Here is a 21,794-nt window from a genome sequence, read left to right on the forward strand (position 1 = left end):
AGTGTGGAAGAGATCTAACTATGCAGAAAGAAGAAGTATTGTTTAAGACACACTATAATGGACTTTGCCATTTTGCTTGGAAGATTGTTGGTGACCTTTCTCTAGCAGAAGATCTGGTACAAGACTCTTTTATTGCTTATTTCAAAAATACTGATCATGTCAGTGATAATGAGATTGCAATAAAGAACTATCTCTATAGTTCTGTGCGTTTCGCTTGTTATAATCATATCCGTCATGAAAAGGTCCGTCAAAAATATTGGAATGTTGTAGGTTTTACCGAAGAAGATAATACTGCGCTTGAATTGAATATGATTCACAGTGAGGTCATTCAGGAAATATATAAAATTATTGAGGAAATGCCTTTCGCCTGTCAACAAGTTTTTCGGCTTGGTTATCTTGAAGGTTTATCCAATCTTGAAATTACACGGGAGCTGCAAATTAGTATCAATACTGTAAAAACACAAAAGCAACGCGGCATGAAAATGTTACTCAAACGTTTGAATCCCGAGTTTATACCCCTTATTATATTTTTGTTAAAAAATATTTAAATTCTTGTCACCCTTTTCTTCGTCTTAAGTTTCTTTATGGTAATTGATGAAAGAAAACACAAGACATATCACTGATTTAATACAGAAATTCCTTTGTGGTCAATTGACAGCAGAGGAACAAGTGCAGCTTGATGAATGGCTCAACGCCAGTTCACAAAATAAGCAGCTTTTAGAGTCCTTCCGAAAAGCGGAAAATATAGCAGAAGATTTGGCCGTTATTCGGCAGTTGGATGTAAATCAGGCATGGGAGCGGTTGAAAAATAAAGAATCCAACAGTGCGAGATCTTTCCGGAAATGGTCTTTAAGCATTGCAGCATCTATTGTATTCTTGTTAGGTGGTTTTCTATTATGGAAAGGTGATTTTGCCTCATTCTTTTCGGTTGATAAAAGTGTAATAGTTTCAAAAAAGCAAGATATTGCTCCTGCAACAAGTGGTGCAGTATTAGTCTTGGCTGATGGCTCCAGGCTCTCTTTGAATAGTGATTCCACTAAAACCTTGACTAAAAACAATAATCTGATCGGGAATAGCAATGAGCTGATCGTTAGGCAAATAGATCAAACGATCCCATTGCAATATAACTCTTTGATTGTTCCAAAAGCAAGTTTCTATAAGATGACTTTGGCAGATGGCACAAAAGTTTGGGTGAATGCGCTATCTCAATTGAAATTTCCTGCGCAGTTTTCACCGAAAGAACGTAGAGTCTTTTTGGACGGAGAAGCCTATTTCGAGGTTGCCCCCAAGTCAGATCAACCTTTTATTGTGGAATCGAAAGGTAATGAAATTAAAGTGCTCGGAACGCATTTTAATATTAATTCTTATTCGGATTATGTTCGTACAACATTAGCGGAGGGAAGAGTAGAGGTGCGTCAACATGATCAACGAGTGGAATTATTTCCTGGTGAATATGCTTCTTCTTTTAGGGATAACTTAGTTAAGGGAAAGGCAGATCTGGCACATGATCTTGCATGGCACAATAATGAGTTTTATTTCAAGAAGGAAACGATAACGAATATAGCACATCAATTATCACGTTGGTATGATCTAGATGTTACCTTCCGAGGTGATGTGCAGCTGGACAAAGAGTATACCGGAAGTATCGAGCGTGATGTAAAACTATCCCAAGTATTGGAGATGTTATCCTATGTCAGTAACCTAAGATTTGAAGTAGAAGGCAATAAATTGATTATCGCGACCAAAAGTTAAAGATTAAAAAGATATACAGAAATAAATAGTATGCCTATGATAAAATAATACATCAACAGCAGTGGCCTAAAAAAAGAGAACAGGAATGTTGCAGCATCCCTGTCCGGAAAAAAGATGTGATCATCAGGGCCTAAATCTAGAAATGAAAACTAAAATCCCAAATTAACCACAAAGTGTAAATGTATGAATAACTTACCACTTAGCAAAAGGTGGAGCTTGATCCCTCAAGACCCACGGTTTTGCAAACCATTACGTATTATGAAAATTAGTACATGTCTTCTATTCGCATTTGTGACAGGCGTGCATGCTAAGAGCACGGCGCAAAAGGTCACGTTGAATATGAAAAATGCCCGTATTGAAGAAGCATTGTCTGCCATCTCCAAGCAGTCCCATCTACGTGTTTTATATAGTGAAAATCTGAATACTAAAGCACGGATTTCTGTGAACGTTAAGGATGCGTCCGTTGAGGAAGCATTGAATGCTGTCTTAAAAAGCAATAATATTGAATACAAAATTATTGCCAATACCATTTCGGTCAACAGTAATGCAAAGAATATCAGTATGACAGTCCCATTGGCTATACAGCAATCCGTTTCAGGTACCGTCACTGATAAAAATGGAAAGGGATTAAGTGGCGCTACTGTAACCGTAAAGGGAACTTCTATTTCGACGCAAACAGATGATTCAGGGCACTTTAGGATTAATGCCTCTTCATCTGCAGTCTTGGTCGTTCGGTATGTCGGGTTTGGAACCCGGGAAATTTCCATGGCTGGTAAGTCAACTATAAATGTTGTACTTACAGCTAATGATCAAAAATTGGATGAAGTCAATGTAGTTGCCACCGGTTATCAAAATTTGGATCGTAAATTATTCACAGGCGCGTCATCGAAGATTGATGCGAAAGAGGCTGAACGTGCGGGGGTTCCGGATATTTCTCGTATGTTGGAGGGACAAGCGGCTGGTGTATCCGTTCAGAACGTGTCTGGTACATTTGGAGCGGCACCCAAAATTCGGGTTCGTGGTGCAACCTCACTTACGGGAGATAACAAACCACTTTGGGTAATTGACGGTGTCATCCTGGATGAGGCGGTCAATATCTCCAATGAGGCATTGTCAACAGGGGATGCAAATACGCTATTAGGTTCTTCTGTAGCAGGTTTAAATCCAGATGATATTGAGTCGATCACTGTATTGAAAGATGCTGCTGCCACAGCCATGTATGGTGCTGCTGCAATGAACGGTGTTGTGGTCGTAAATACGAAAAGGGGACGCAATACAGATGGTGTTGTCAATTTTAATTATTCAGGAAACTTCACCACCTATATCAAGCCTAATTACAACCAATTTGATATCATGAACTCAGCAGAGCAGATGCAATTGATCATTGATATGGAAAACAAAGGCTATTTAAATCATTCACAGGTTTCTCGCTCTCCAACTGGAGGTGTCTTTAACAAGATGTATAATCTGATGTACGATTATGATCCTTCTACTGATTCGTATGCTTTACGCAATGATGCTCCCTCTCGGTATCAATTTTTGCAGCGCTATACCAATGCAAATACAGATTGGTTTGACTTACTTTTTAAGCAGTCCCTTGTTCACGATCATTCATTAAGTATGTCTACAGGGACGGCTAAAAGCCAGACCTATGCATCTACTAGTTTTATGAATGATTCTGGTTTTACACTCGGAAATTCGGCAAAGCGATTTACCGCGAATGTCCGTAATAATTACAAAATCAATGATAAATTGAGTACCGAATTTATCTTCCAAAGTAATATTAGGGATCAGCGTACTCCAGGAACATTAAATAGAGTTTCGGATGCTGTGTATGGTAGCTATTCTCGAGATTTTGATATTAACCCATACTCTTATTCGCTAAATACGAGTCGTATTATCACCGCTTACGATGAGAATGGAAAACTGGAGTATTTTAATAGAGATTACGCACCATTCAATATCCTCAATGAACTCGATAATAATTATATCAAGTTAAAATTGATGGATATTAAAGTTCAAGCAGGTATAACGTATAAAATTTTACCTTCTCTGACCTATTCTGCGAATGGAATGTATCGTTATTACAATTCCGAAAGACAGCATATGATCACAGAAAATGCGAATCTTTCCAAAGCATATCGAGCAAACCAGGATCAAACAGTAAATGCGGGAAATAGGTTTTTGTACGCGGATCCAGATTTCCCCAATACCGATAAATATGTGATATTACCCAATGGAGGATTCTTTAATGTAGCCAATAATAATATGATCAGTTATTATATGCGCCACAATTTAGAATACAATCAAAAATGGAATGATCATACATTAAATTTATTTGGAACCTACGAGCTTCAGTATGCGGACAAACAAAATCATGATTTTAATGGTCCAGGAATAGAATATGGCAATGGAAATTTAGTAATGCCTACCTATCGCTATTACAAGTATGCGATTGAAAGTGGTAACGTTCCTTTTTCAATGGCTTATAATTATGATCGAAAATTGGCCTATGCACTTCGAGGTGCTTATAATTATAAGGATAAGTATTCATTCAACTTTACGACACGATATGATGGCTCAAACAAAATGGGGCATTCTAATGTAGCTCGCTGGTTGCCTACCTGGAATTTATCAGGCGCATGGGACATTGACCAGGAAAATTTTTTCAACCGTGAAAATAAAATTCTCTCTTCAGCACGCTTAAGAGCAACTTATGGTCTTGTGGCAAATATGGGAAATGCGTCAAACTCCTCTGCTGTATTTTATAATGCGGTGGCATATCGACCTTACGAATCGGAGAAAGAAGGTAAAATTAATATTGACGGTTTAGAAAATTCAGAATTGACTTGGGAAAAGATGTACGAATTGAATATTGGTACTGACCTAAGCTTTTTAAATCGTCGAATTGATTTGAACTTTGATTATTATAGAAGAAACATTTTCGATTTGATTGGGCCTATTCGAACATCGGGTATTGGAGGTCAGTTCGAAAAACTGGGTAACTATGCGGATATGAAGGGGCATGGTGTTGACATTCAACTAGGCGGATATCCTTTTAAAGATCCGCAAGGTTTTACTTGGCGGACCCAGTTTACCCTAGGCTTTAATAAAACAGAAATTACAAAACTTGATGTGACACGTAACATCTGGAATTTAGTTTCTGCTGAAGGCGGAGCCAAATTAGGAAATCCGCATCGTGGATTATATTCTATCGATTTTGATAAGCTTAACGCTAGAGGTGGGTATCCTATGTTTATCGGTACTGACGGGACACCAGGTGCTACGTATTTTTGGCTGCAGGACAATGAAACTGATTTCTTAAAATATGAAGGCCCTGTAGACCCTACAATAGCGGGTGGATATTATAACCGATTAGAGTATAAAAATTTCAGTTTGTCCTTTTTAATGAAATTTGCTTTTGGTAATAAGGTTCGTCTGCAACCTAGTTATTCCTCATCTTATTTGGATATGTATAATGTCTCGAAGGATTTGATCAATAGGTTTTTATATCGTGGTGATGAGTATCTAACGGTGATTCCCTCGACTTTGGATCCTTTGTCGGCAGAATTCGATGTTAAGAATGCTTTGGAAGAAAGAAATGCGGCAAACTATACGTACAATGCTTACAACTATTCATCCGAGCGTGTGGCGAAAGGCGACTATATTCGTTTGTCACAAATTTCTATTGGATACAATGTACCTAAGGAACTCGTCTCACGCATTAAATTCAGAACAGCACAGTTTAATCTTGTAGGGAATAATTTATGGTTATTATACTCAGATAAGAAGTTAAACGGAGTCGATCCGGAGTTTTATAGTAATGGTGGAGTTGCTCTTCCTGTGCCAAAACAAATTACGTTATCTGTGAAGTTGGGATTCTAAAAATATAAATCATGAAATTAAATACTATCAAATATATTCTTTTATCCTCTGCTTTTTTGTTCAGCGGATGTAGCAAATATCTTGATCAGGAGCCTGATATGCGTGCTCAGATCAATACTGTAGATAAAGTCAAACGATTGGTTGCGTCAGCCTATCCTGGGCGAAATTCTTTGGCTATGGCTGAAACGTATTCGGACAATGTCGAAGACAAAGGTGTTGGCGATTTGTATCAACCGGTTCCTGCTCTTTATGAGTGGAAAGATATTATCGGCGATGATACGGATTCTCCAACCGCTTATTGGAATTCATGTTATGAGGCAATTGCAGCAGCTAATCATGCACTGGATGCTATTGAGAAGAATGATTTTGGCGCTGATGTTTTGCCTTATAAGGGCGAAGCACTTGTTGCTCGTGCTTATTGTCATTTTATGCTTGCCAACTATTTTGCAAAAGTATATGACCCAAAATCGGGAGCTAGTAATGATTCCCCAGGTGTACCTTATGTGAAAGAACCTGAAACGGTACTTATAAAAAAATATGATCGAGGAACCGTTAAATCGACTTATGATAATATTCGTCAGGATCTGGAAGAAGGATTAGCGTTATTAGACAAAGGAAAAGGACTTTGGGATGTCCCTAAATATCACTTTACACCTGAAGCGGCTCATGCTTTTGCTACACGTTTTTACTTGTTTACAGGAGAATGGCAAAAGGTAGTGGATAATGCCAATAAGATTTTCGGTGGTAATTTTACGGGTAAATTAATTCCTTATAATTCCACGTTCAAGACATTGGGGTTTGAGTCCGTTCGTACAGAATTTGCCAAAGCCGAACAGCCCTATAACTTATTGATTAATGAAACTTATAGCGGTTACCAAAGATGGTGGAACAATCGTTATGCGATGGGGATAAATGTGTTTCAAAATATTTATAATGGTATGACGGCTGCTGGAGCTAAGCTTTATAACTTTGGGGTAAGTTATGGATCTCCACATTACACCACCTATCTGTGGAAAGAGTTTTGGTACGTGACAAATCCAACCGCAAATACAGGCTATCCAATGTTAATGGTACCCGTATTGATTACAGATGAGGTATTATTGAATCGAGCAGAAGCTTATGCCGAATTGGGGAATACCAATAGTGCCTTGGCGGATCTTAATTTATTTGCCAGCAATAGGATTAATAATTATAATCCCAATACCTATGCTGTAACAGTTGCAAAATCCAAGGATTTTTTTGGTGTGGCTGATGATAAAGAAGCCTTGATTGAAACAACATTACAGTTTAAGCAAATTGGCTTTATGTCGATGGGTCTCCGTTGGTTTGATATTATACGTAAAGGATTAACTGTTAGGCACAATATGATTGGCAATGATGAGCGTGAAACCATTCTAGAACTTAAACCTGAAGATCCGAGGAGAGTCTTTCAAATTCCACAAGAAGCGAAGTTAGCAGGTGTCGAACTAAACCCAAGATAAATCATGAAAACAATTGTTAAAATATTTACAGGAGTTAGTCTGATCGGATTAATCTTTGCCTGTAATAAAGAAGATAAACTAAATTACACACTTCAGAACTACGATACATTTGTTCCGGGGGCGATTGATGAATGGATTACTAAAAATCTGACAGATCCCTATAATATCGAAGTCGTATACCGCTATCAGCGTAATATGCATGATATAAACAAAAATATATCTCCTGCAGATGAATCGAAAGTGATTCCACAAATGGATATTGTGAAAAAGGGATTTTTGGAGGTATACAATAAAATTGGTGGCGCAACTTTTATTAAAACCTATACACCCAAGCAATTCGCATTGTTTGGCTCCGGAGACTATGATCCAGATGGTTCTGTGAAAGGAGGAACAGCTGATGGTGGACGCCGGATAACACTCTATGGATTAAATGGCCTGAATGAGAATAATCCTAATTCAGTAGTTGGAAATTTACAAGTGATCCATCATGAATTTACCCATATATTAAATCAAACACGATTTATACCAGTTGATTTTGAAAAAGTATGTGTTGGAGATTATTACTCCAATTGGACTGCGCAAGAAAATGATGAAGAAACAGCAAGGGCATTGGGTTTTATCTCTCCATATTCTCGAAAATCTGTAGGTGAAGACTTTGCGGAAACGCTTTCCCATTTAATCGTGCAGGGACAGTTGTTCTATGATAGTTATGCCTATGAATCTGGAGAGACTGCCTATCCCAAATTCGGGAAGAAAGAGACTATTGTTAGGGATTATATGATCAAGTATTTTAATATTGATGTGACGCAGTTGCAAATGGAATTTCAGCGAGTAATGGAGGAACAGTATAAAAGTACAGCATTTAAATTTCCGACTTTAATCGCGAGAAACCAAGTAGGTTGGTTGGATTGGGATATTCGTAATAGCTGGTCGATCAGTAAACCAGTTTCTGCTAAGCAAAAAGAAGTGTTAAATCCGATCCTCGATGGCTTGGGAGGTTATACTACAAAGTCATTGCAGTTCAGATTGATGTCATCCAATAAAGCCACATTATATATCACCTTTGGGGATAATTCAAATACATGGGCTGCAGCGTATGATTTTTCAATCACTAAAAGTGCCAATGATACCTTTGTTTTTGAACTATCGGAAGAGCAGGGCGAGGAAAATCCATTTGATGAGAATGCGTACGAATATGCAAAAATAAGTTGGATTGCTAGCGATGTACAGCCTTTAATTAATTATTTAGGAAATACAAGTTTTAACTTGGACTGGTATACTCCATTGAAAGACGTTACACCACAGGAATATCTAAAATTTATAAATTTTAAGGATAGCAAAGATTCAAAAGCGATTATGCTGGGTCAAATAACTCCAAGAAAATATTAGTATGAAAAAAATATTTTATTTTATATGTTTTGTATTACTAGCGATGAGTTGTACAAAACCAAAAGAAGTCGAGCTGGAATTGGGGGCTGATCCTGACTCCCGTATTTCGGATACACTTTCCTATGTAAGAAAAACATTAGTGGAAGCACCCTATGGATGGAAAGCAAGTTTGACGACAGAGTATTCTGGTGGATATGGGTTTTATATGGAATTTGGGAACAATGATCGTTTAAAAATGGTTGCAGATTTGAACGATAACACCGCATCGGTACCTAAAGAATCGACTTACCGTATTCGTCAAATTATGGCTGCCACCTTATCTTTTGATACATATACTTACTTGACAATGTTGCAAGATCCGACCCCTAGTACATTCGGCGGACAAGCTGGAAAGGGTATGGGGAGTGATGTAGAGTTTGACTACGTAAAAACTCATGGTGATACTTTGTTTTTTGAAGGTCGAAAATTTCAAAAACCGCTAAAGTTAGTAAAAGCAACTAAGATAGAACAAGAATCTTATATGGGCGGGGGGTATGAAGAAGCCGTAAATAAATTTAAAAACTATTTTGCGAATAATCCCTTTTCGAAGCTTAGCATCGGTGATACACAATTCGAATTTGGATTTGATTACAAAGGTAAATCGACCACTTTGGAAGCCAGAAACTCTGATGGTAGCTTTTCCACTTTGGATGCTGCTGTTTTTGCTTTTACTCTGAATGGAATTGAATTTGTTCAAGGTCTTCCTTATAAGGGCGTAATTTTGAAAGAGCTCGTTTGGGAAGGTAGTAGCTTAATAGCAGTTGATAAAAATGGAAAAAAATATTCAGTCAACAAAAGTAATGCTCCCTTTAGGCAGTTGTATGAAGTGATAGGTACGAAATATTCTGAATTGGTAAGTGATTACAAAAGCTATCTTCCTGGAACTTCTGCAGATGGTTTGACGATTTTAAAACGTTTTCATGATGGACTGGGAAATGGAGCTGCAGGATTTTATTTTAATTATGGCTACATGGATTTGAATTGGGAAAAAGATAAGGGGATTGTAACTTTGATTGGATTCTGTAGTCAAAACGGTGGTACAAGTGGTTGGGAAACAAAAATTGTCTATGATTATACGTTCAACGAAACTACAAAAGCCTTTACCTTTAAACTAAAACAAGGAGCATCAGGAGGATATGTAGGTGGAATTATGGATAAAATGGATAGCTTTTTAAAAACAAATAGTTTTACACTTGAATATTACGTTGCCAACGGAGTTATCTGTGGTATGTTAAGATCAGTACAGAACCCATCAATTACGATGACTTTTGATTTATATTAAGATGAAAGCAGTGATTGCAGAAAAGTGCAGTCACTGCTTTTAAATAGATATTACCATTTGCTATGCTTTAATGGTCTGTAAATTAAAAGATCTTTTTAACTTGATATTATGACTATAAATTGGCATATCTTTCTGTATATAATTATATTTTTCTTATCGGCATGTAATATACATACCTCCAATAAGATCAATGGCAGTGTACCAATATCACCTCACTTTCACATAGATTTATACAATTTAAACAATGGGACCAAAGTTTTGTCAGATACATTGTTTAAACAGAATTTTGAATTAAATGTTGAGCAGCTTCCGAAGGGAATCTATCAAATCGTTTTTTCCTGGGAGAGGGATGTGGTGAAGCCACAGGAGATCGAACGATTTGCCCGTCAACCTGAACTCGGTACACCAAAATATTATATGTCAACCACATTTTGGCTGGATGCCAACGAATCTGATAATTATAAACTGTTACTGGACAGTACCTATCAACAAGCAGAACTAGAAGAACTATTGTTAGCGAAGAATAGAGGCGAATCAATAAAAATGGCGGTCGTATCCGATGGAAAAAACAATAAGGTCTACAATGAGTACTTAGCATTATTGGATCAATATAAGGCCGAAAACCGACATCTAAAAGACAGTCTTCAGCAAGTAGCAGTGCATTACAATGATCTTAAATTATTCGAGGGTTCAGAGCGATTAAACGCGCTCTTAGTAAAAGATTGGTTGCCAAATGTTAAAACAGCACTGTTACGTGAAGAAATAAATTTTATGAAAGATAATATAGACAGCGAGGTCATTCCTCATATCTATCATATTCAGGTTAATACGAAAGAAGATTTCGAACAATATCGTGAAATCTATAATTTGTTTCCGCTTTCAGTTAAGCAAAATTTTACCGTTTGGAATAAAAGTAACTGACCTAGCAAACTATTGATTATGAAAGAAGTATTTAATACCCACATACCCTTCGGTAGTTATATATGGGGGGCTGGGATGATTATATTTATTGCCATGGTATCATATGGTGACTTGGAGCAAGGACTTTACACTGGGGCACTTTTGTTGTTTGCGGTATTTGCATTAACCTGGTATTTCACTTTCTTCTATAAACGTTATTGGATTGAAGACAATAAACTGTTTATTAAAAGTATCTGGGGAACAGATTCTGTTGATGTCAACTCCATTCGCAAAGTTGAAGCTGATAAGGTATTTTGGTTTGGATCGATGAGGTTCACCGTTTTAAGGCCCTATAGAAGGGGAATGATTCTGCATTATAATGTAATTGATGATATATTCGTTGATCCGGAAAATCCAACCCAATTTATTGATAAATTAAAACAAATTGCACCCAATATCAATGTTATCGAAGCGAAATAGTCTTTTTCCTCAATAAAGTTTCGTCAATACGAATTGATTACTCGGACTAAACATCTGCCATTTGAGACGATCTATTTTGCCGGTGTTCAATTTAACAATGCAAGCAATTTGAATAGGATTTTGAAAGATTATGATTCCGGAAAGGTACCTGGGTTTGGCTGGAATGCTGGAGCTGGACTTGCATATAGGATCAAACAAACCCTCATTGGCGTGAATTTTAGCCTGTCGACAAGCAGTAAAAACGACAATACGATGAACACAGGAGATTTTACGGTTTATGTATCTACCAATGCGATACATACAGGCAGATTGATCTTTAGCCCGCAGCTGGGAGTCGGTACGCAGTCTACTACTTTTACCGTTCAAAAGAAAAATCTGAATGGAGAATTTGGAGACTTTTTGACCACGCAATCCAACCAAACTAAAATGGAGCATGATGCTGCTATTGTCGATTTAAGTGTTACGTTGAAAACATCCAATTCCGAACGCACTAGCTTTCGCCCGGAATGTAGAATAGGGTATAAATCGTCTATTGCACAAAATGAATGGAAAGTAGTGAATGCTGCAGTTTCGAATGTGCCAAAGGATAGGCTGGGACATTTCTATGTACAGTTAGCCTGGGGTATTGGACGATAACAGTAAAACAAGGAATAGCGGATGTAGTTTATAAATTTAATTTAATGTTCGGACTTTTTAGTTAGCACCATTACCGCATAAGTTAACTTATCGTTATACTTTTGTGAATGCCCTACTTGAACTTGCTGTAAAACATATAGATGGTGAATAGGAGAGAAAGTGTATGATCCATAAAGAAGTATGGACATTGCAGAAGAGCAAATAATATGATAACTTAGTATAACCTATTTTCTGAAATTTATTTACCATGAAACGGATTATTTTCCTCCTATTTTCTATTCTTATACAAGCTGTTGTAGTGAATGCACAACAAAAGACCAGAGCATTTCTATTTACGAAACCACATAAGATCGTCGAAAACGCTAAGTATGGCAAAATAAACCTATACGACGCAAGAGAGATAAAAGATAATCTGGGTGTCATACAGGTCGGTATAATGAACGCAAACCGGTTGTTGGTGGCAGAGCCATCATTGGAAAAACAGTTGCAGAGCCAATTGGAACAAATTAGCGGTCGTAAAGGCAATGGTGAATTGCTGATGCGGTTGGAAAAATTCTGCATAGCGGAATTGACGGGAGCTTTTTCTGAAAAGGGATTTTTGGATTTTAGAGCAATCTTATTCTCAAAAAAGGCTAATGGAGAATATTTACAGCTAGCCCGAGCTGATACAGCTATCGTCGTTAAAGGGATGGATGTAACCAAAGCGACTTTGGCACGCGCCAGCGAGGTTGTCAATAACCTGATCTTTGATGCATTAACCAAAAACGGCGATACCACAAAAAGCTATAGTCTCAGTGAAATTGAACATTACGACGATATTCAAAAGAAACAATTGGCACTTTATAACACGGAAACATATAAAGATGGGTTATATCTGACCTACGAAGAATTTGCCCTTCAAACACCATCAGGTGGGCGGGCCCAATTAAGAGAGGGGGATTTAAACTTAGGCTTCTTTAAAGAGAATGAAAAAGGGAAAGTGAAAAAGGTAAACCCGAAAGATTATTATGCAGTAGTGCATGCTGGTAATCCTTTTATTTCAAGTCAGGATCAGTTTTATGCTTTAATCAAGGAAGATGATGATTTTATTTTTGTGGGCCCCGTTGTGGAAACTGCATCTGCAACCAATGTTGTTGTAGCTTCGGTGTTGCTAGGTGCAATAGGAGGTGCATTGGTAGCAGGCCCTGAAACAAATTACTATACGCAGAAACTCGACTATGCAAATGGTAGCTTTATTCGAATGCTGAATAAACAATAATATATATCTCTTATTTACATCGTAAAAAGCTTTTGGTCGAATCTAGTATATCGTCTTATATTTCGTTTAAAATTTGATGTGTTTGCAGTTTTCCACATCTTGTTAATAACATTGTGGAAAACGTTATCAATCCAGAGTTGTCAAATAGATTTCTTGTTATCGAAATGGATTAATTATATAAATTTCTCTTTGGATGTTAAATGTCTTTTGTATATTAAATTGTACTCTATTAAGCCTTGACTAATGAAAACCAAATTTATACTTGTTTTAATATTGTCCTTCATCGTCTGCTTTTCAATAGCAGCTGCTGTATACTATTTCTTGGATGAGAAATCGTCCATTCCCGATTCCTTGTTCGTGGCGTCTATATCAAGCTCTATCGTGATTACATTATTCTCAAAGTTCAACACAGCCACTCGCAAATAATTGTATTTTCTTGGCACCAACTCTACACCAACTTACGATCAACTCCGTACTGTAACCACCTTGTGTGCACAGTGAGTCCACGTTGAGTCCACCTTTTAAAGGTGCTTTCACTGTACAGACCCCCTGTCTGCACCTTGCTTGCAGTCAGAAGGTGGTTAGGAATTGGTTATAACTAATCCCAAAAAAGGTATCACTAAATTTTCAAATTTATAATTGCTGTTTGCTGCAGCTTCCGAAATCCTTAAAAATGAACAAGATACTTGACATAGGGTCGTTTTGGTGGTATATTTATTGTATGGGAATAAATGATAACGGCTATATCCGTGGACTGGTTGGCCCACTGGTAAGCAGAAAGGTAGGAACAAAGAACTACATTCAAGGTAAACCACATCGTGTAAAACAAAACGTCGACACGAAGAAAGCTGGTAAAGATTTTGGACAGGCAAGTCGCGCGGGCGCCGCAATTAGGCAGGCTTTTGGGTTAGTGCATCAGGAACTGCATGATGGACAAATGGGCAATCGCTTGAATAGACAGATTTATAGGGCAATGAAGACAAATATCAATGACGACAGGGGAACACTGTGCCTAAACAATTGTAGGCTAGACAGATTGGTGAATTTCCAGTTCAACGAAAATTTCCATATGCAGGATGCGCTGAATATCGATCCAACGGTTAGCCTAACCGACGGGAATCAGATCGAAATATCATTTCCAATGTTTGACATTAACCGAGCATTGCTGCTACCCAAAGATTGTAATGCTATCGCCTTTAAATTCCATACCTTTTCTTTCAATTTCAAAGAAAGGGAGTTTACTGAGGTAAAAGATGAAGAATGGGAAATCGATATCGTCTATGGACAGGATCCAATTCCGGCCAAGACAATCAGCATTCCATGCAACGAATTTGTTGGTACACCCATCCTGGTTGGATTTACGATCATATATCTTTATAAAAATGGCCGACGGTGCAATGTGCTCAATGAAGTTGATTGTACGCCAGCAACTATTCTAGCTGCTTTTCAGTTATAAAAGTAACGTTAACCCGTACCTGTGTTTTTTCCTACCGGAGCGGATATCCATTTACCGCTCCTTTACCTCCATTTACCGACTTTTTTATTCCGTTGATCTAAATGTAATAAAATGGGATGCTGCGTTGTCTTACTTTTGAATCAGAATCTTAAGGAAATGATGCAACAAAATCAACTTCCTTGCGACAATAAGAAAAGAGATAAAAAAACTAACAATATAAAGTATAGCAATTATGAAAACTTTAGTAAAGACATTCGCAGCAGCAGCATTGATTACACTATCAACTTTCGCAATGGCAGCAGCTGACCCGGGCAAAGCATTGAACCTTTCCACAGCCGATTTGGCCATCGATAGCTATGTGTCAGTAATGACAGAAGGCGCATCTCAGGGCGTAGAAAAATTGTTCGCATCCGAATTCAATCAAAAAGTTCAGGGAAAAGCTGCACGCACCAATAGCCGTTCGGAAGTCATTTCGTTCCTAAAAAAGCAAAAAGGTGAAAAATTGAACTGCAGCACAAGTACCGAAGTACTCGAGGAATCTGAAAACTATATGGTGGCACGTATCACCATGAAGTTTGAGGATTTCACGAAAACAGATTTGGTGACATTGATCAATGAATCGGGAACCTGGAAGGTTGCAAGCTCCGTAAACTCGTATAAATAGAAACTGTTTAATTAAATTCATATGTTTATTTTAGCCACGTCGGGATGATGTGGCTTTTTTGTGTTTAATGCTTCTTTGTTCTGTTAATCTTAAAGTGCTTTTGAACTTATCAACAATGTTATTAACATCGTGTGGAAAACTGTTTTTTCCCCCCACTAAATCGATGCATCACATGAATTATGTAAATTAGCCCATAAAATTATTGTCCTACGCACATTTTATGAAATATTATTTAAATCAATTGTTGAAATTCATTTGTTTCATTACATTATTGGTCTTTTATCTGCAGGATGCGGCGGCCCAAGATATCGACACAACATTCCATAAGAAAGATGGGAAAGAAATAACAGCGAAAGACCCCGCTTATTTTAAGCGTATCATTCGTCCTGTAAGCGATCAAAACAAAAAATATTATGTTGTTGAAGAGTATTATATCAATAACAATACGATTAAGTTAAAAGGCACCAGCAAAGATGCTGGTTTTCCATTTAGCTTTCAGGGTCAGAAATCTCAGTTTAGCTTTCAAGGTCAGAAATCTCAGTTTTACGAAAATGGAGTGTTAAAGAGCCTGGAAAATTTCAGTGAAAAGAGTGAACTGATCGATTCTGCATACTATTGGTACCCAAATGGTAAGCCTGAGTTGACTGTATTTTACCCAAGCTCATTAGATAAAAGAGGTAACCGGGTTGCAGAGAATCCTATTTATGTGGCTTATTTTGACTCGTTGGAGAATAAAACGTTGGCGGATGGAAATGGTTTAATTTGTTTACGTGAAGGCGGTGACGATAATTTTGAAAAGGGGAGGATGGTCAATAATTTGCGTGAAGGAGAATGGAAAGGACTGGCAGATAATGAAACTTTTGTCGAAACGTATAAAAAAGGAAAGCTATTAAAGGGTAGTAAAATCAAAGAAAATGGGGAGCTCATAAACTATGATGCGAAAACTTATTTTGCGCAACCGGAATACCCTGGAGGTATATATAAGTTATTGACTTTTATTGCTAAAAATTATGAATATCCCAAAGAAGCTGTCAAAAATGGGGTAAATGGTTTAGTAGAAATAGATTTTGTGGTCGACAGAGATGGCCACATCGAAGATATAAAAGTAAAGAGTGATTTAGGATTTAACACTGGTGAAGCTGGTATCCGAGTTGTAAAAATGCTAAAAAAATGGAAACCGGGTATACTGAGAGGAGAGCCCGTAAGAGTGGGGTATACCTTGCCAATACGGCTAAACTATGTACGTTAAGGATAATGACTGTCGGTTTTTATGTTATCCACAATTTTATTAACATAATGTGGATAACATAAAAGGGGGGGGGGAAATCCCACTGCGATAAAATTAAACTTTATTTAACCGGTTAATTTTTTTACTATCCAAGATATTTGTTATTATTACCCTTGTATTAACAATTATTATGAAGTATTATTTAGACTTTTCGACGAAACTTATTTGTTTTTTTCTATTGAACCTGTGCGGATTGAGCCTTTCGGCTCAAGTTACTTTTACCACTTACCATAGGAAAGATGGGGAGGAGACTAAGAAGCAAGACTCGGCTTATTTTTTAAGAGAAATTCATATTGATGCGTTGGGAAAGGATAAAGTTTATCAAATCGAGGAGTATTATCTGCGGAATGACTCGCTAAAGCTTAATGCGATCAGTGAGAGTGGACACCCGCCATTCAGATTTTTGGGTAAAAAATATGAATTCTATGAAAATGGTACGTTGAAGAGTCTTGAGAGGTTCAGTGATGAGAGTAAATTGATAGATTCTGCTTTTTATCTCTATCCGAATAATAAGTTGAAGATGATTGTATTCTATCCGAGTGAAGTGAAGAAAAAGAAACTACTGATAAAGAAGCCAATCTATGTGGTGTATTATGACTCTTTGAACAATAAAAAGTTAGAAAATGGAAATGGTTTTATTCGTTTTAGTATAGATGAACAGGACGAAACTGAAGAAGGTCAGCTGGTCAATAATTTGCGCGAGGGGGAGTGGCGAGGAAAGAGGGGACCTGATTCTTTTGTCGAGCATTATAAGGAGGATAAATTACGCTCAGGAACTAAAACAAAAGAAAATGGTGTCGTCATTTCATATGATTCTACTACCTATAGAACACAGCCAGAATACCCTGGAGGTGTCAAAGAAATGATGTATTTTGTGGCAAGAAATTACGAATATCCAAAACAAGCCATGATGAATGGTATAAGCGGTACTGTAGAAATAGCGTTCATTATAAATCAACAAGGGCGATTAGAAGATTTGAAAATAAAGAACGATTTGGGTTTCGGTACAGGGGCTGCTGGTATACAAGTAGTCAAAAAGCTTAGAAAATGGAAACCTGGTATGCTGCGTGGTGAGCCTGTGCGGGTTGGCTATACATTGCCGATAAGGTTAAACTTGAGGGGAATATAATAACAGCCTTCCTATTGGAAGGCTGTTATTTTTTTAAGATACTTTATACGTTATTTTCTCAAGGCCGCAGCGCCTTTGATGATTCCTTCTACAACGGCAGGATCTTGAAGTGTCGAAGTATCTCCTACATTGGCGATATCGTCTTCGGCAATCTTACGTAAGATACGACGCATGATCTTTCCTGAACGTGTTTTTGGTAAATCATCAACAAATTGGATAATGTCTGGTTTAGCAATTGGACCGATAATACGTGAAACAGTTTCCATGATATCCTTTCTGGTGGCTTCTGCATCGGTGTGGTGATTCGCAATGACATAAGCATAGATACCCTGGCCTTTTACTGGGTGCGGATATCCGACAATGGCCGATTCAACAACGTCAGCGTGCATATTGATGGCATTTTCCACTTCTGCTGTACCAATACGGTGACCCGAAACGTTCAATACATCATCTACACGGCCTGTGATTTTATAATAACCCTCCGGACTACGGAAACATCCATCGCCTGTAAAATACATATCCTTATACGTCGAGAAATAGGTTTGACGACATCTGTCATGATCCCCCCATGTCGTGCGTAGCATACCTGGCCAAGGGAACTTGATACATAGGTTTCCTGTGACATCATTGCCTTCGATTTCTTTCCCATTCTCATCCATCAAAGCGGGTTGAATGCCCGGCATCGGGAACATCGCATAACTTGCTTTTTCCGGTGTTACTCCCGCCAATGAAGTGATCAAATGGCCTCCATTCTCTGTCTGCCAATAGGTATCAACAACAGGACAATTCTTTTTACCAACTTTTTCGTTAAACCAGTTCCAGGCTTCTTCGTTGATAGGCTCACCTACAGATCCCAAAACACGCAAAGATGAAAGGTCGTTCTTGTCGACAAATTCGTCACCAAAAGCCATCAATGAACGTAAGGCGGTAGGGGATGTATAGATAATATTGACCTTGAACTTATCAACAATGTCCCAATAACGGCTCGCGTCCGGGAAGGTTGGAATACCCTCAAACATTAAAGAAGTAGCTCCTTGTGATAACGGCCCATAGACGATGTAACTGTGTCCTGTAATCCAGCCAATATCTGCTGTACAGAAAAATACATCGTTTGGCTTATACTGGAACGTATTCATAAAGGTATAGCCTGTATACACCATATAACCGCCACAGGTGTGTACTACACCTTTAGGCTTACCTGTGGATCCCGATGTATAAAGGATGAATAAGTTGTCTTCCGCATCCATCTCTTCTGCTGGACATGCTGGATTTCCTTGTGTTTCTACTTTTTTGATCTCATCTTCCCACCATACATCACGGCCTTTGATCATCGATACCGGTGTACGTGTACGTGTTAAGACAATTACTTTTTCAACAGTGTCACATTGCATTAAAGCATCGTCCACAATATTTTTTAAACCAATGGTTTTGTTGCCACGGTAACTACCATCTGAAGTAACGATCAGTTTGCATTCCGCATCGACGATACGATCCGCGATAGAACGTGCTGAAAAACCTCCAAATACCACCGAGTGGATGGCACCGATACGTGCACAGGCCAATACTGCAATAACCAATTCAGGAACCATCGGTAAGTAAATACATACCCGGTCTCCTTTTTTGATGTTATTATTTTTAAGTACGTTGGCAAATTGCTCTACCTTTTGTAGTAATTGTTTATAGGAAAGAATGCGGTGCGCTTCATTTGGATCGTTAGGTTCCCAGATGATGGCTGGTTTATCACCATTCGCATAAATATGGCGATCAAGACAGTTTTCTGTAATATTTAATTTAGCACCCTCAAACCATTTGACATTGGGTTCCTCAAAGTTCCAGCTCAGCACTTTATTCCATTTTCTCTTCCAGAAAAAATGATCTGCAATGCTCGCCCAAAACTCCTCAGGTTGTTCTACACTTCGCTTATATTCACTTTGATATTCTTCAAATGATTTTATTTGTAGGCTCATCGTTATTAGGATTATTATGAATTATTTTAATTTATATTGTTATCGTTGCGAAATCGTTTTTGATATTTCGATTTCGGTGTACAATTTAGCGGTTTTTGCCCATTTTATCAAAAAATTGATGTTTAATATAATGTTAAACTACTTTTATCTATAAGATTGTTATCTTGCATCAAGATTTACCAAGATGTCTTTTCTAAGAAAGCTATTCTATATTACAATCTATACAAATCTGCTGATCGCCATGGCGGCCATGGCACAATGCGCGCTGACTTATATCATATTTGAACGACCTATCAATTGGTATATTGTTTTAGTGGAAGGAACAGCGACTTTGTTGCTTTATAATTTTAGCCTGTGGTGGTCCAAACCGAAGAACCCAAAAGAATCAAAATTCCCGCGGACACGCTGGATCTTTAATCATGAATGGGTCATGTGGTTAAACAATGGTATCGCTTTGCTTGTGCTCGGTTATTGCTTATGGTATATTCATGTGTACTCCTTTTTGTTTTTGGGATTTATTGGAATCCTGAGTCTATTATACGGAATGCCCCTGTTTACCTTCCGTGACCGCAAAGTGGGCCTTCGACAGATACCTGGGGCCAAGATTTTTCATATTGCCCTGGTCTGGGTCTGCAGCAGTGTGGTGCTTCCCTATGTGGAACTGGCCAACGTCGGTGTCAAAATAGATCAGTGGGTTTTTATTGCGCTCTGCGGATTGAAGTTCATATTTTTGATTATCTGTACCCTGCCTTTTGATATTCGGGATATCCAACAGGATTCCTATTATCACCTGCGGACTTTGCCCAATATGCTGGGCGAACAAAAAGCTAAAAATCTAACTTATGGGCTGTTGGGCCTCCATTGTGTTTTGATCCTGACGGTACCTTATACGATACCTATTAAAATTGGATTGATTCTGACCAACGTGCTCATATTTGCATTGCTAAAATTGGCCGTTTTCAAAACAAAAGATCATTATCACTATGCTTATCTACTTGACGGTAGCTTGGTGCTTCAGTTTCTGATTGTTGTTGTTATCGGTATCTTTAGTGCCGGAACCTGATTTTTTATACGTTTCAAGACCAATAGGTTACTTTAACCTCCTAAGCGTGTATGGATAGGAGGAGATTGCTAGATTGATTGATTGATTGATTGATTGATTGATTGATTGATTGATTGATTGATTGGAGCTTTGGGAAAATAGGCCGTACAAAAATTAAGATGTCAGAAAGGCGATGATCTTATCGGCCGCCACTTCCGATAATTTATAATAACTTTCGAATGTCCATCCGGCAACATGTGGAGATAAGATCACATTGTCTCTACGGATAAGATCTGCATACCAGTTCTGTTCAGCGAGTTTTGGGAACTTTTCTACGGGCAACACATCGAATGCTGCTCCGATAATGGAACCTGAATCAAGGCCGCTAAGCACTGCGGGTACTTGTACAATACCGCCTCGTGCCCCCAGTAAAAAGAAAATAGGTTTTTCAAATTTAGCCAGATAATCCACATCAATCATCCCCTTTGTTTCATCCGTTAAGGGGATATGGAAACTGATCACATCGGCTTCTTTGCAGATCTTTTCCATGTCTGCTGCTGATGCATATTGATCGGCGTAGTCGATTCGATATTTATCATAAGCAAGCACCTGTACATCAAAACCGGATAGTTTTTTTGCCATGGCCATACCATTGTGCCCATAGCCGATCAAGCCTACAGTACGTCCCTTAAGTTCGTATCCACGATTGGCTTCACGCAACCACTGGCCAGATCGTATTTGTTGGTCACCCCGATTCAGATTGTTCATTAGACTGAGCAACATACCGATCATATGTTCACCTACAGCATCCCGATTGCCTTCATTGGCCGGAATTAACAGCACATCTCTTTGCGCAGCAACTGTATCGTCGATATTGTCCATACCTGCACCAGCACGGGCGATAAAGCGGAGGTTTGGTGCCAGGTCAAAAAAAGCCTTATCTACCTGAAATTTGGAACGAATAACCATCCCCGAGTAATTGCTGATAATTTTTTCAGCCGCTTCCCGACTGATATCCGGTTGATAATGGAACGCGATTCCTGCCTCTTCAAATTTCTCAAGCATGATTTCATGAATGTCGTCGACGATCAAAATGGTAGTTTTCATTCAGTTATTTTTTTATGTGGGACTGATCAGTGAATACTG

General features: G+C 38.2%; 17 protein-coding genes. 15 read left to right on the forward strand and 2 right to left on the reverse strand.

Annotation, left to right across the window (positions count from 1 at the left end):
• Positions 1 to 20: 20 nt before the first annotated feature.
• The 14 genes from B4N43_RS10760 (at position 21) to B4N43_RS10825 (ending at position 17,639) form a co-directional block, all read left to right on the forward strand.
• Positions 21 to 548 carry an RNA polymerase sigma factor gene (locus tag B4N43_RS10760; protein WP_070569139.1) on the forward strand — a complete coding sequence of 176 codons (528 nt, stop codon included), beginning with the start codon at positions 21 to 23 and terminating at the stop codon, positions 546 to 548.
• Positions 549 to 594: 46 nt separating this feature from the next.
• The gene (locus tag B4N43_RS10765; RefSeq protein ID WP_286734599.1) at positions 595 to 1,752 is read left to right on the forward strand and encodes a FecR family protein; all 1,158 of its coding nucleotides are present in this window, start codon (positions 595 to 597) and stop codon (positions 1,750 to 1,752) included.
• A gap of 258 nt (positions 1,753 to 2,010) precedes the next feature.
• Entirely contained in the window at positions 2,011 to 5,637 is a 3,627-nt protein-coding gene (locus B4N43_RS10770; protein WP_286734601.1) for a SusC/RagA family TonB-linked outer membrane protein, read from the forward strand.
• An 11-nt stretch (positions 5,638 to 5,648) separates the two neighbouring features.
• A complete protein-coding gene (locus B4N43_RS10775; RefSeq protein ID WP_088163044.1) occupies positions 5,649 to 7,118 on the forward strand; it encodes a RagB/SusD family nutrient uptake outer membrane protein in 1,470 nt (489 codons plus the stop codon).
• A gap of 3 nt (positions 7,119 to 7,121) precedes the next feature.
• Positions 7,122 to 8,507, forward strand: a complete 1,386-nt coding sequence (locus B4N43_RS10780; RefSeq protein WP_286734603.1) for a substrate import-associated zinc metallohydrolase lipoprotein — start codon at positions 7,122 to 7,124, stop codon at positions 8,505 to 8,507.
• A gap of 1 nt (position 8,508) precedes the next feature.
• Positions 8,509 to 9,828, forward strand: a complete 1,320-nt coding sequence (locus B4N43_RS10785) for a DUF4302 domain-containing protein (RefSeq protein ID WP_286734605.1) — start codon at positions 8,509 to 8,511, stop codon at positions 9,826 to 9,828.
• Positions 9,829 to 10,086: 258 nt separating this feature from the next.
• A complete protein-coding gene (locus B4N43_RS10790; RefSeq protein WP_286734607.1) occupies positions 10,087 to 10,749 on the forward strand; it encodes a hypothetical protein in 663 nt (220 codons plus the stop codon).
• 18 nt (positions 10,750 to 10,767) lie between these two features.
• Complete coding sequence (locus B4N43_RS10795) at positions 10,768 to 11,208, forward strand: PH domain-containing protein (protein ID WP_075994286.1); 441 nt, start codon at positions 10,768 to 10,770, stop codon at positions 11,206 to 11,208.
• Positions 11,209 to 11,316: 108 nt separating this feature from the next.
• Complete coding sequence (locus B4N43_RS10800) at positions 11,317 to 11,844, forward strand: hypothetical protein (RefSeq protein ID WP_286734608.1); 528 nt, start codon at positions 11,317 to 11,319, stop codon at positions 11,842 to 11,844.
• A 247-nt stretch (positions 11,845 to 12,091) separates the two neighbouring features.
• A complete protein-coding gene (locus B4N43_RS10805; protein WP_286734609.1) occupies positions 12,092 to 13,102 on the forward strand; it encodes a hypothetical protein in 1,011 nt (336 codons plus the stop codon).
• A 673-nt stretch (positions 13,103 to 13,775) separates the two neighbouring features.
• Positions 13,776 to 14,558 carry a hypothetical protein gene (locus B4N43_RS10810; RefSeq protein ID WP_286734610.1) on the forward strand — a complete coding sequence of 261 codons (783 nt, stop codon included), beginning with the start codon at positions 13,776 to 13,778 and terminating at the stop codon, positions 14,556 to 14,558.
• Between the two features lie 232 nt (positions 14,559 to 14,790).
• Complete coding sequence (locus B4N43_RS10815; protein ID WP_112374911.1) at positions 14,791 to 15,222, forward strand: nuclear transport factor 2 family protein; 432 nt, start codon at positions 14,791 to 14,793, stop codon at positions 15,220 to 15,222.
• A gap of 220 nt (positions 15,223 to 15,442) precedes the next feature.
• On the forward strand, positions 15,443 to 16,471 hold the full coding sequence (locus B4N43_RS10820) for an energy transducer TonB (RefSeq protein WP_201669649.1): 1,029 nt from the start codon (positions 15,443 to 15,445) through the stop codon (positions 16,469 to 16,471).
• A gap of 169 nt (positions 16,472 to 16,640) precedes the next feature.
• The gene (locus B4N43_RS10825; RefSeq protein ID WP_286734614.1) at positions 16,641 to 17,639 is read left to right on the forward strand and encodes an energy transducer TonB; all 999 of its coding nucleotides are present in this window, start codon (positions 16,641 to 16,643) and stop codon (positions 17,637 to 17,639) included.
• A gap of 50 nt (positions 17,640 to 17,689) precedes the next feature.
• Here B4N43_RS10825 and acs read toward each other — a convergent pair whose 3' ends face one another.
• Positions 17,690 to 19,606, reverse strand: a complete 1,917-nt coding sequence (gene acs / locus B4N43_RS10830) for an acetate--CoA ligase (RefSeq protein WP_075994276.1) — start codon at positions 19,604 to 19,606, stop codon at positions 17,690 to 17,692.
• A 184-nt stretch (positions 19,607 to 19,790) separates the two neighbouring features.
• Here acs and B4N43_RS10835 point away from each other — a divergent pair, with 184 nt between their 5' ends.
• A complete protein-coding gene (locus B4N43_RS10835; RefSeq protein ID WP_145329921.1) occupies positions 19,791 to 20,669 on the forward strand; it encodes a hypothetical protein in 879 nt (292 codons plus the stop codon).
• 153 nt (positions 20,670 to 20,822) lie between these two features.
• Here B4N43_RS10835 and B4N43_RS10840 read toward each other — a convergent pair whose 3' ends face one another.
• Positions 20,823 to 21,755: an NAD(P)-dependent oxidoreductase gene (locus B4N43_RS10840; protein WP_248932571.1), complete on the reverse strand. Its 933-nt coding sequence runs from the start codon at positions 21,753 to 21,755 to the stop codon at positions 20,823 to 20,825.
• Positions 21,756 to 21,794 lie beyond the last annotated feature (39 nt).

This window comes from Sphingobacterium sp. UBA1897 (assembly GCF_002337775.1).
Taxonomy (GTDB): domain Bacteria; phylum Bacteroidota; class Bacteroidia; order Sphingobacteriales; family Sphingobacteriaceae; genus Sphingobacterium; species Sphingobacterium siyangense.